8 protein-coding genes and 1 pseudogene are annotated in these 12,056 nt (G+C 72.6%); 5 read left to right on the top strand and 4 right to left on the bottom strand.

Going from position 1 to position 12,056, the window contains the following annotated elements:
- Positions 1–42: 42 nt before the first annotated feature.
- The 3 genes from ABZ318_RS15060 to dnaN all read right to left on the bottom strand — a co-directional run bounded on the left by ABZ318_RS15060 (position 43) and on the right by dnaN (position 2,521).
- Positions 43–672 (bottom strand): guanylate kinase, encoded by a 630-nt coding sequence (locus ABZ318_RS15060; RefSeq protein WP_356902892.1) that lies wholly within the window; start codon positions 670–672, stop codon positions 43–45.
- Positions 669–1,295: an AAA family ATPase gene (locus ABZ318_RS15055; RefSeq protein ID WP_356902890.1), complete on the bottom strand. Its 627-nt coding sequence runs from the start codon at positions 1,293–1,295 to the stop codon at positions 669–671. Before ABZ318_RS15055 ends, ABZ318_RS15060 begins: the two co-directional genes overlap by 4 nt.
- Before the next feature lie 122 nt (positions 1,296–1,417).
- Positions 1,418–2,521, bottom strand: a complete 1,104-nt coding sequence (dnaN, locus tag ABZ318_RS15050; RefSeq protein ID WP_356902889.1) for a DNA polymerase III subunit beta — start codon at positions 2,519–2,521, stop codon at positions 1,418–1,420.
- A 169-nt stretch (positions 2,522–2,690) separates the two neighbouring features.
- Here dnaN and ABZ318_RS15045 point away from each other — a divergent pair, with 169 nt between their 5' ends.
- Positions 2,691–3,839: a serine hydrolase domain-containing protein gene (locus tag ABZ318_RS15045; RefSeq protein WP_356902888.1), complete on the top strand. Its 1,149-nt coding sequence runs from the start codon at positions 2,691–2,693 to the stop codon at positions 3,837–3,839.
- Positions 3,840–3,948: 109 nt separating this feature from the next.
- On the opposite strand, the gene ABZ318_RS15040 is transcribed toward ABZ318_RS15045, so the two are convergent.
- Positions 3,949–4,560 (bottom strand): YceI family protein, encoded by a 612-nt coding sequence (locus ABZ318_RS15040; protein WP_356902887.1) that lies wholly within the window; start codon positions 4,558–4,560, stop codon positions 3,949–3,951.
- A gap of 224 nt (positions 4,561–4,784) precedes the next feature.
- Here ABZ318_RS15040 and ABZ318_RS15035 point away from each other — a divergent pair, with 224 nt between their 5' ends.
- From ABZ318_RS15035 to ABZ318_RS15020, 4 genes and pseudogenes are all read left to right on the top strand, one after another.
- A complete protein-coding gene (locus tag ABZ318_RS15035; protein ID WP_356902886.1) occupies positions 4,785–5,294 on the top strand; it encodes a hypothetical protein in 510 nt (169 codons plus the stop codon).
- Positions 5,295–5,422: 128 nt separating this feature from the next.
- Complete coding sequence (locus tag ABZ318_RS15030; RefSeq protein WP_356902885.1) at positions 5,423–9,277, top strand: endo-alpha-N-acetylgalactosaminidase family protein; 3,855 nt, start codon at positions 5,423–5,425, stop codon at positions 9,275–9,277.
- A 116-nt stretch (positions 9,278–9,393) separates the two neighbouring features.
- A complete protein-coding gene (locus ABZ318_RS15025; RefSeq protein ID WP_356902925.1) occupies positions 9,394–11,715 on the top strand; it encodes a polysaccharide lyase 8 family protein in 2,322 nt (773 codons plus the stop codon).
- A gap of 153 nt (positions 11,716–11,868) precedes the next feature.
- Positions 11,869–12,056: pseudogene (locus ABZ318_RS15020) on the top strand (methylmalonyl-CoA carboxyltransferase); the annotation flags it as partial.

The raw sequence follows: 12,056 nt of genomic DNA, 5'->3' as shown, positions 1-12,056 counted from the left end.
TGTGCACGGATTCCGCCTGATCCTTCCGGGTCCCCCAGCCCCTCAGCCGCCGTTCGACCCCTTCTGGCGGAGGAAGTCGACGAGTTCCCTTCCGTTCGCCGGTCGCGTCGGCCGCGCCGTGAAAGCCTCCCGTACGAGGGCCGCAGTGCTTTCCGGAGGCCGTAGATCCGTGCGCAGCAGGAGATCGAAGGGTGCGTCGTCCGGGTTGGAGGCCGCCAGGTCCTCGAGAGTCGTGTCCCAGACGGCCAGGCGGTCATGGGTGTCCCGGTCGCCCCGCCCGGCCGATCTGCGCGCGCACTCGTCCCGGGGCAGCCACAGCAGGACGCGCAGCCACGGCTCGTTCACCGCCCCCAGGAACGACCTCAGGTGCGTGAGACTGCCGACGTGCACGACCGGCACGCCCCCCGCGGACCGCAGGGCGTCGAGGTCGGCACGGTCGACGGCGTACGTGTTCCCGTAGCGCTCGGTCTCCAGGACGATCCGGCCCGCGCGACGGAGCTCGGCGAGTCGGGCCTCGGAGGCCATGCGGTATCCAGCGGTGCGCCCCGAGCCGACCTTCACCTTCACCAGCTGGGAGAACCGCGGGTCGAGCGCGTGCAGTGCGGCGCTGACGGTGTCCTTTCCGGCCGCCGGAGGACCGAAGAGGAGCACTCCGCCGATGGGTGTCGTCATGCCGGGCCTCTTCCGTGGCGAGAGGTCAGGGTGAGCGCGGCGGCCTCGACCTGCTCCGCCAGCGGTGTGGGCGAGGTGACCCGGTTGTCGATGAGGAGGTGCTCCCGCACCGGGCGATGGTCGAGCGTGATCGTGCCGAGGTACTCGCGCCAGTTGGCCAGCTTCCAGGTGTCCCGCCGGGCGTTGCGGGCGGTCAGGCGCTCCTGCATCGAAGCCTCGTCGCTGTCCACCCAGAGGATCTCGGCTGCTGCGCCGATCCGGTTGCACCGGCGCAGCAGCCGCGCGGTCCACTGCGTGTCGGCGACTTCCTTGAGGAAGGGAGCGACCGCGATGACCGGGACGCCGTGCTCCAGGTTCTCCCAGCAGGTCTTCATCAGACAGTCGTACTCGAGTGGGCGCACCTGCTCCCCGTACAGAGGCGTCTGTCGGTCGTCGGGGTCCCCGCCGAGGGCCGACAGCAAGGATTCCGTGAGGGGGCGCGTCAGGGTGTCCTTGTCGAGAAGCGACCAGCCGGTGGCCAGAGAGAGGAGCTTTCCCGCCTCCGATTTCCCCGAACCGGCGAAGCCGGCGACCAGTACGAAGGGCACCTGCTCGGTCGGCGTTGTCGCCGCGTGCGTCGACAAGAATCCCCCTGATGATGTCGGCGTATGAACTTTGTGGCACTGTGCGCTGCGGCGCTCAGGATAGCCCCAACAGCCTGCTCCGGCACGCCGGTTGTGGAGGCGCTGGAGCTGCCGGACGGCCGCTAGACCAGCGGCTTCACCGACATCAGCAGGTGGCGGTGGGTCGCTTGCGGGCCGTCGGTGAGCAGGGCGCGCTGGCCCGGGCCCAGGAGGTGGAAGTGGACCTCGGGGGCGTCCAGGGAGTTCAGCGCGTCCAGGAGGTAGCCCGGGTTGAAGGCGACCGTCAGGGACTCCGCGCCCGTGAGGGCGGCGGGGAGGCGCTGGGAGGCCACGTCGTCCTCGTAGCCCGCCTGGAGGTGGAGGGCGGTGGGGGAGAAGGCCAGCTGGACCGGGCTGTCGCCCTCCGCGACGACCGCGACCCGCTTGACGGCCTCGGTCAGCGGGGCCCGCTCGGTGACCGCGAGGGCGTGCTCGCCGAGGGCGAAGAGCTTGTCGTGGTGGGGGAGCCGGCCGTCGAGCAGGCGGGTGGTGGTGCGGGTGCCGGCGCTCTCGAAGCCGAGGGAGCCGGAGTCGAGGGCGAGGCGGGCCGGGCCCGCGCCCGCGAGGGAGCGGGCGATCTCGGTGAGGCGACGGGCCGGGACGACCACGTCCGCGCCCTCCGCGTCGGCACCGGCCTCCGGCTTCCACTCCAGGGTGCGGACCGCGTACCGGTAGCGGTCGGTGGCGGCCAGCGTCATCGTGGTGCCGTCCAGGGCCAGCCGTATCCCGGTGAGGACGGGCAGCGAGTCGTCCCGGCCCGCGGCCACGGCGACCTGGCCGACCGCCGCGGCGAAGGCGTCCCCGTCCACCAGCCCGCGCACCTCGGGCAGCGCGGGCGCGGCGGGGTAGTCGTCGAGCGGCAGCAGGGAGAGGCCGAAGCGGGCGTCGCCCGAGGTCACCGAGAGTCGGGCGCCCTCCACGGCGAGCTCGGTGGCGCCCCGGGGGAGCACCTTGCAGATGTCGAGCAGACGCCGGCCGAGGACCAGGGCCCGGCCCTCGACGACCGTGTCGGCCTCGATCTCGACGCGGGCCGAGGCCTCGTGGTCCAGGCCCGAGACGCGCAGCCGGCCGTCCGCCGCCTCCAGGAGCAGGCCGCCGAGGACGGGCAGGGGGGAGCGGGTCGGCAGGACGCGCGCGGCCCAGGCCACGGCGTCGGACAACACGGCGCTGTCGATGCGGAGTTCCATGCCGACGACGCTAACGGCCACCACTGACAACGGCGCCGGCCAGCGGGTTCGGGTGCCCTTCGGAGAGGCGGGCGGAATCGAGCCGAACTCCCCCGCGCGGGAAGGAAAACGCTCCCCTGGTCGTTCTGTTGTTCGACCGCGACAGCGACACGCAAAGGGGAGAGCGACCATGGCCGACGTCCACGGCACGGTGGAGCCCGGATTCGAGTCCGTGCGGGAGGTGTTCGCGGGGATCGCCGCGGACGAGGCGCGGGACGGCGGCGCCCAGCTCGCCGTCCACCACCACGGCCGGCTCGTCGTCGACCTCTGGGGTGGTGACGGCGTCGACGGCGATTCCCTGCTCGGGCTCTACTCCTCCTCCAAGGGCGCCATGGCCCTGGTCGCCGCCCTCCTCGTCCAGGACGGCGTCCTCGAACTGGACCGCGAAGTCGCCTCCTGGTGGCCCGAGTTCGCCGCCGAGGGCAAGGGGAAGATCACCCTGCGGCAGCTGCTCGCCCACCGCTCCGGGGTGATCGGCGCCGACGGCGGCCTCTCGCCCGAGGAACTCGCCGACGACCGCCTGATCGCCGCGCGCCTCGCCGGCCAGCGCCCCTTCTGGGAGCCGGACACCGGCCACGGCTACCACGCCCTGGCCATCGGCGCCCTGGTCGGCGAGGTGGTGCTCCGGGCCACCGGCCGGACGATCCGGGAACTGTTCGAGGAGCGGGTCCGCGCCCCGTACGCCCTCGACTACTACCTCGGCCTGCCTGAGGAGCTCGAACCCCGCTTCCGTACGGCCCTGCCGGCCCGGCCCACCCCCGCCGAGCAGGCGTTCCTCGACGCGAACCCGGTCGCCCCGGACAGCCTGACGGCGATCGCGTTCAACCTCCACGCCGATCCGCCGTTCGACATGGTCGGGTACGCCAACTCCCGGGCCGTCCGCGCGCAGGCGCCGCTCTCCGGCGGCGGCATCGGCTCCGCCCGCGGCCTCTCCCGGATGTACGCGGCGATCGCCGGCGAGCTCGACGGCCGGCCCCCGCTGCTCGCCCCCGAGACCCTGGCCGAGTTCGCCCGGATCCACTCCGAGGGCACCGACCTCGTCACGGGCTCGGAGAACGCCTTCGGCCTCGGCTTCGTCCCGCTCGCGACCCGCCACCCGTCCCTCGGCCCCACCGCGATCGGCCACAGCGGTGCCCCCGGCTCCCAGGCCTTCGCCGACCCGGCCACCGGCCTCGCCTACAGCTACGCCCGCCGCCGCTTCGGCTTCCTGTCCGGCCCGGGCGCCCCCGAGAACAACCGCCTGATCCCGGCCGTCGTCGAGGCGGCGAAGGCCGTCTGACGGGCCCGGCCCCCGAAAACGCCGAGCGCCCGCCTTCCGCTGCTGCGGAGGGCGGGCGCGCTCGTGTGTCCGGCGGGCCGGACGGGGCCGGACGGGGCCGGCGGAAGGATCAGGCGGCGTTCTTGATCGCGGAGATGTCGAAGTTCAGCTTGACCTTGTCGCTGACCATGACGCCGCCGGTCTCCAGGGCCGCGTTCCAGGTCAGGCCCCACTCGGAGCGGAGGATCTCGGCGGAGCCCTCGAAGCCGACGCGCTCGTTGCCGTAGACGTCCGTCGCGGTGCCGTTGAACTCCAGGTCGATGGAGAGCGGCTTGGTGACGTCCTTGATGGTCAGGTCGCCGGTGATCCGGTACTTGTCGCCGCCCAGCTGCGCCGCCTCCGTGGAGCGGAAGGACATCAGCGGGAACTGCTCGGCGTCGAAGAAGTCGCCGCTGCGCAGGTGGCCGTCGCGGTCGCCGATGCCGGTGTCGATGGAGGCGATCCTGACGTCGATCGAGGCGGTGGAGGCGCCCGGGTTCGAGCCGTCGAGCTTCAGCGCGCCCTCGTGCTCGGCGAAGGTGCCGCGGACGTTGGTGACCATCGCGTGACGGACGGTGAAGCCGATGCTGCTGTGCGCCGGGTCGATGGTGTAGTCGCCGGTCAGGGCGGCGAGGGCGGGGTCCACGGGGAGGGTGGCGGTGGCGACGGCGGACTCGGTGTTCTTGCGGCCGAAGAGACCCATGACATGCTCCTTGTCGGTGTTTGTTGAACCTTCAACGAGAACGACTGTAACCCCATTCCGTTCAACATTCAACATCTGTGGAAGTCGTTCATCCGGACGGCGCCCCACCGACACCGACGCCCTCTGGCGGACGCGCGTAGAACTGCGGCACCATCTCCCTGCGCGACGAGCACCACCTGCACAGCCGTCCCCAGTCGTCACGGTCACCCGCAGGAGGAACCCCCGTGAAGCTCCGCTCCGTCCTCACCGCAGTCGCCCTCGTCCTGGGCGCCCTCTTCGCCCCCGGCTTCGGCGCCCTCACCACCGCCACCGACGCCCACGCCGTCACCAAGATCAGCCACTCCACCGCGACCTCGATGTTCCGCTCCTCCGGGATCACCTGGTCCTCGTCCGGCAACTGCTCGGACCGCTACAACTCCACCTGCACGTCCTTCGAGCAGCTCAACCTCGCCACCGCCCAGGGCGCCCAGACCCTCAAGAGCGCCAGCGGCTGCGCCCTCAACATCACCGGCGGCACCGAGGTCGGCCACGCGAGCGGCACGTACTCGCACTGGAACGGCTACAAGCTGGACTTCAGCAAGTACACCTGCCTCGGGAGCTACATCAAGAACACCTTCACCTACATCGGGCTGCGCGGCGACGGAGCCCCGCAGTGGAAGTCCGGCGCGGGCAACGTCTACGCCGACGAGGGCAACCACTGGGACGTGACCTTCTACAACTGCGGCGGCTGCTGACCCGTACCGCTGCCAAAGCGCCCCCTCCGGCGGTCACTTGGACTAACCGGAGGGGGTTCTTGGACTGGAGGGGCCCGCGCGGCACGATCTCGTTGACGGTGCTGCCGGGGCGGGGCCAACTAGTGCGCATGTCCCTCCCTCACTCGCGAAGCCCGCGAAGCCCGCGAAGAATCCGTGCGGTCTGCGCGCTCGCCGCCGCGTCGGCCACCGTGTTCGCCCTGTCCGGACCCGCCCTCGCCGAAGAAGAGACCGCCGCCACAGCCACCGGCGCCGTCATCGGCTCCGACCGGCTCTCCGTCGCCGTCGCCGAGGACTTCCCCCGCGTCCTGTCGTACACCGACCGGGCGAGCGGAGCCCGCCTCCTCGGGAGTACGGCCCCGGTGACGCAGATCGTGCTCAACGGCACCGCCCACGCCGTCCAGGCCAAGGGCGCCCCCGTCCTGACCGCCGCGTCCGCCGCGTACACCCTCGTCTTCCCCGACCTGCCCGGCGTCGAGATCGACGCCCGCCTCGGCGTCGACGACCGGACCACCACCTTCAAGGTGACCGCCGTCCGCGACACCGAGACCTTCCGCGTCGGCACGATCGACATCCCCGGCCACGACCTGGTCTCCGTCGGCTCCTCGGACACCGGCGCCGCGACCGCCTTCACCCGCCTCGACCCGGACTCCACCCGCACCGCCGACGTCTTCGCGAAGGTCACCGACGCCACCGCCGCCGACACCGCCCCGGTCGGCGCGAGCTACGCGATCGTCAACACCGGCCGGCTGGCCGCCGCCGTCGAGTCCAACTCCAGCTACGACAAGCCCTCCGGCGCCTCCGCCCGCGACGGCGCCCGCTTCTGGCACCAGGCCCGCAGGAGCGGCACGGAGACCCGCGTCGGAGTCTGGTCCGGCCAGTGGACCTACCGCGGCGCCGGCGCCCCGCAGCCCGAGACCGGCGACGACCTGCCCTGGGCGAAGGTCGTCGTCACCCCCGACGCCAACGGCGACGGCACCACCGACTGGCAGGACGGCGCCGTCGCCTTCCGCACGATCGGGATCAAGGCCCCCGGCAGCGACCGGACGCCGAACCGGGTCGTCGCCCACATCCCCTTCAACTTCGCCTCCCAGGCCACCCACCCCTTCCTGCGCACCCTCGACGACGTCAAGCGGATCTCGCTCTCCACCGACGGACTCGGCCAGTTCGCGCTGCTCAAGGGGTACGGCTCCGAGGGCCACGACTCCGCCCACCCCGACTACGGCGGCAACTACAACAAGCGGGCCGGCGGCCTCGCCGACCTCAACACCCTCCTGCGCGAGGGCAAGAAGTGGGGCGCCGGCTTCGGCGTCCACGTCAACGCCACCGAGTCGTACCCCGAGGCCCACCACTTCAGCGAGACCCTCGTCGACAAGACGAAACCTGGCTGGAACTGGCTCAACCAGAGCTACTACATCGACCAGCGCCGGGACGTGAACAGCGGCGACCTCGCCCGCCGCTTCAAGGAGCTCCGCGACGAGACCGACCCCAACCTGTCGATGCTCTACATCGACGTCTACTACACGCATGGCTGGATCGCCGACAAGACGATGCAGGCCGTCCGGGCCCAGGGCTGGAACGTCGCCACCGAGTGGTCCGAGAAGTTCGAGCGGGCCTCCCTCTGGTCCCACTGGGCCAACGACCTCGACTACGGCGGCGCGACCAACAAGGGCCTCAACTCGCAGATCATCCGCTTCATCCGCAACGGAGAGAAGGACGTCTGGAACAACCACCCGGTCCTCGGCCAGACCGCCCTCGTCGACTTCGAGGGCTGGACCGGCGAGACCGACTGGAACGCCTTCTCCGCCAACATCTGGCAGCGGAACCTGCCCGCCAAGTACCTCCAGCAGCAGAAGATCACCCGCTGGAACGGCGACGACATCACCTTCACCGGAGGCGTCCGCGGCACCGTCGAGAACGGCCGCCGCACCTTCTACGAGAACGGCCGCAAGGTCCTCGACGGCGAGAGCTACCTGCTCCCCTGGGACGGCGGCAAGAAGCTCTACCACTACAACAGGACCGGCGGGACGACCAGCTGGGCCGTCCCCGGCGGCACGCGCGCGTACACCGTGTACAAGCTCACCGACAACGGACGCGTGAAGACCGCCACCGTGCGCCCCTCCGGCGGACGGATCACCCTCGACGCCGCCGCCGGACAGCCCTACGTCCTCTACCCCGACAGCGCCCCCGCCCAGACCGCCCCGCAGTGGGGCCAGGGCACCCCGGTGAAGGACCCCGGCTTCAACGACGCCGGGCTCGGCGCCTGGACCAAGGCCGGCACCGTCGCCCGCGACACCGACGACCAGGGCCGCAACAGCGCGAGGCTCAGCGGCACCGCCACCGCCTCCGTCCGGCAGCAGATCACCGGCCTCACCCCCGGCAAGCGGTACACCGCCTCCGCCCTCATCGAGGTCGAGCCCGGGAAGACCCGCCCCACCACCCTGTCCGCCGGCGGCCGGGCGGTCACCGTCGAGCGCTCCGCACTGGAGGACCGGGTCGCCGCCTCCGACTGGAACGGCACCCGCTTCCAGCGCGCCAAGGTCACCTTCACCGCCCCCGCCGACGGCTCCGTCCCGCTGCGCGTCCAGGCCGCGAGCGGCAGCGCGGCGAGCGTCCGGATCGACGACGTGCGGATCGTCGCCAACGCCCCGGCGACGAAGGCCGGCACGGTCGCGTACGAGGACTTCGAGGCCGTCGACCAGGGCTGGGGCCCCTTCCTCAAGGGCGACGCCGGCGGCACGACCGACCCCCGCACCCACATCGCCCAGCTGCACGCCCCGTACACCCAGGCAGGCTGGAACGGAAAGGCGATCGACGACGTCATCGGCGGCGCCGAGAGCCTCAAGTCCCACGACGAGAACAGCGGACTCGTCTACCGGACCGCGCCCTGGACCGTCCCCATGGAGGACGGTCACAGCTACCGCGTGGAGTACGACTACCAGTCCAGCCACGCGGGCGCGTACGAGTGGGTCACCGGCTACGACCGCGTGAACGGCACCTCCGTGGAGACCCGCCGCTCGCCCCTCGGGCAGCAGAGGACCACCGGGCACTTCGCCGAGACCGTCACCGCCGGCTGCGGCGACACCTGGACCGGCCTGCGCAAGCGCGGGGACGCCCCGGACGGTGCCGACTTCGTCCTCGACGGCTTCACCGTCACCGACCTCGGCCCGGCCGCCGAGCGTGCCGCCTGCGGCACGCTCACCGTCACCGCGCCCGAGACCCTGGAGCCCGGCCGGCCGAACCGGGTCACGGCCACCTTCGCCAACGACGAGGCCGCCGACGCCACCGGCGCCCAGGCCGTCCTGACCCTCCCCGAGGGCTGGACCGCCGAACCCGCCGCGCCCGTCGCCCTCGGCACGGTCGCCCCGGGCGCGCAGGCCACCGCCACCTGGCAGGTGACCCCGCCGGTGGACGCGGCCTACCGGCCGTACCCGCTGGGCGCCTCCGTCGCGTACGGCGTGGACGGCGGGCCCCGGAAGCTCACCGCCGCCACCACCGTCCGCACCCTGCCCCCGCCGCCCACCGCCGACAGCTGGGCGAGCGACCTCGACTGGACCTCGGCCGCCAACGGCTGGGGACCCGTCGAGCGCGACCTCTCCAACGGCGAGACCGGCGCCGGCGACGGCTCCCCGCTGCGGATCGGCGGAGTGACGTACGCCAAGGGCCTGGGCACCCACGCCCCGGCGAAGGTCCGCTACTACCTCGGCGGCCGGTGCACCTCGCTCACCGCCGAGGTCGGCGTGGACGACGTCCAGACCACCCGCGGCAGCGTCCAGTTCAGCGTGCTCGCGGACGGCGCGGAGAAGGCGAAGTCCCCGGTCCTCAGGGCCGCCGACCCGGCCTGGTCGCTCACCGCCGACGTCACCGGCGCCTCCTACGTCGACCTGGTGGTCGGCGACGGCGGCGACGGGAACGGCAACGACCATGCGGACTGGGGGAGCGCCCGCTTCCACTGCGGGAGCTGACGGACAGCAAGCGCTTGCCCCCAGGTGCTGCCGTGCTCATTGATTGCGTCGGAAACAGGGTGTTACACCGGGCGCCGACCGGTCTCCACCACTTCCCCCGGGAGGCTCCCGTGTCCCTGCCCCTCTGGTCCCGCCGCACCTTCCTGAGCACCACGGCCGCCGCGGCCGCCCTCGCGCTGGTCCCCACCACCGCCCACGCGGCCGACCCGGCCGACGAGTTCGAGACCCTGCGGCTCCGCTGGCTCGACCTCCAGCTCGGCTCCGGCTTCGACGCCGGGGCCGAGCCCTACGCCGGCCGGCTCGCCGAGACGGGCACGCTCGCGCGTGCCTTCCGCGCGGGCATGTCCGCCACGACCGCCTCGCTCTGGCCCGACGCCCCCTTCGACCCGCCGGCCGGCATCTCCCAGAGCTACGGCCGCCTGTGGACCATGACCCAGGCGTACGTCCAGCCCGGCACCGGCCTCACCGGCGACGAGAGCCTGCTCGCCGACGTGCTGCGCGGCCTCGACCACCTCTCCGCCACGGTCTACCGGGCGGGCGCCCCGCGCTACGGCAACTGGTGGGAGTGGCAGATCGGCAGCCCCCGCCTCCTCATGGACATCGTGGCCGCGCTCCACCCCCGCCTCGGCGCCGAGCGCGTCGCCGCCGCCTGCGCCGCCGTCGACCACTTCGTGCCCGACTCGGTCCTGCGGAGCTACACCGGCACCTCCACCGGCGCCAACCGCGTCGACCTCTGCCGCTCGGTCGCCCTGCGGGGCGTCCTCGGCGCGAACCCCGCCAAGATAGCCCTCGCCCGCGACGCCCTCTCGCCCGTCTTCCCGTACGTCACCCAGGGCGACGGCCTCTACGCCGACGGCTCCTTCGTCCAGCACACCTGGGTCGCCTACTCCGGCACCTACGGGCAGGTCATGCTCGACGGCCTCGGCCGGCTCTTCACCCTCCTCGCCGGCTCCAGCTGGGCCGTCACCGACCCGAACCGGCAGATCGTCCTCGACAGCGTCGAGAAGGCCTACGCGCCCTTCATCTACGACGGCCTGATGATGGACAGCGTCAACGGGCGCGCCATCAGCCGCGGATACCTCAGGAACGACGACCGGCGGATCATGCGCTCCGACCACTTCCACGGCCAGGGCGTCATCGCGGCCATCGCCCTCCTCGCGGGCGGGGCGTCCGCCGCCGAGCGGGACCGGTGGCACGCGCGCGTGAAGGGGTGGATCGAGCGCGACACGGTCTCCCCGATCCTCGCCGCCCGCCAGTTCGGCGTCGCCGACCTCGCCCGGCTGCACGCCGTGGCCGCGGCCCCCGTCCCGGCCGCCCCCGAACCCACCGGCCACCGGCTCTTCCCCGCCATGGACCGGGCCGTCCACCGCCGCCCCGGCTGGGCCGCCAACCTCTCCATGGCCTCGAACCGGATCACGTACTACGAGTGCGGGAACGGCGAGAACCCGCGCGGCTGGCACACCGGCGCCGGGATGCTCTCCTGGTGGACCCCGGACCTCGGCGACCAGTACACCGACTGGTTCTGGCCCACCGTCGACCCGTACCGCCTCCCCGGCACCACCGTCTCCACCAAGCGGCTCGCCGACCGGGCGGGCGGCGAGTGGGGCGCCCCCCGGCCCGCCGTCCGCTGGGTCGGCGGGACCACCGACGGCGAGTACGCGGCCGTCGGCCAGCACCTCAAGGGCCTCGGCTCCACCCTGGAGGCCCGCAAGTCCTGGTTCTGCGCGGCGGACGCGGTCGTCTGCCTGGGCGCCGGGATCACCGCGACCGACGGCGTGCCCGTCGAGACGGTCGTCGACAACCGCAACCTGGGCGAGAACGGAGCGGCGGAGCTCACCACCGGCGACGGCTGGGCGCACCTGGACGGCCACGGCGGCTGGGTCTTCCCACAGGGGGCCGAGAACCTGCGCACCCTGCGCGAGGACCGCACCGGCGCCTGGAGCGACATCAACACCACCAGCTCCACCGAGCGCCGGACCCGCCGCTACCAGACCCTCTGGCTGGACCACGGCGCCGACCCGGTCGCCGCCTCGTACGTGTACCTCCTGATGCCGGGTGCCTCCCCGCGGACGCTCGCCGCCCGCGCCGCCGACCCCGACTGGCTGCACGTTCTCGACAACACCGCCGAGCGGCAGGCGATCGCCGTCCCGTCGCTCGGGCTGACCGCCGCGAACCTCTGGCAGGCCGGTACGGTGGGACCGCTCACGGTCACCGCTCCCGCGAGCGTCCTCGTCCGGCGCCGCCGCTCCGTCCTGGACCTGAGGGTCTCCGAGCCGCTGCGCACGGGGCAGCCGCTGGAGCTGGTGTGGAACCGTCCGGTCCGCCGGGTGGTCCGCCACGACCCCTCGGTGGAGGTCCTCGCCACCGGGTCCTCGCTGCGGCTGCGGATCACCCCGGGCACCGGGGGTGCGACCCATGGTTGCGAGGTTCTGCTCTAGGTCTATGTGGGACCCCTACAAACACGAGGGGTACCTGGCTGTTGACTCGGGCCGGACGGGTGTGAGTTCTGTCCGGCCCCACCAGGATTCGACACGCGAGACTGTACGGAGTCGACGGCGGGGTTTTCTTGTGCGACTTCGTAGGGTCGGTACATGACCGTTGTGGACCAGATCCCGAGCGAGCCCGCTGACGCCCGTGGCCGAGTGGCCGAGCTGCACGTCCTGCGCGAGCAGGCGCTGCGTGGCCCGAGTGAGCGCGCGACCGAGGCGCAGCACGCGAAGGGCAAGCTGACGGCGCGTGAGCGCATCGAGCTGCTGCTCGATCCTGGTTCCTTCAGCGA

This window comes from Streptomyces sp. NPDC006197 (genome assembly GCF_040613865.1).
GTDB lineage: Bacteria > Actinomycetota > Actinomycetes > Streptomycetales > Streptomycetaceae > Streptomyces.
Note: the sequence above shows the minus strand (reverse complement) of the source record. Positions and strands in the feature narration are given on the sequence as shown.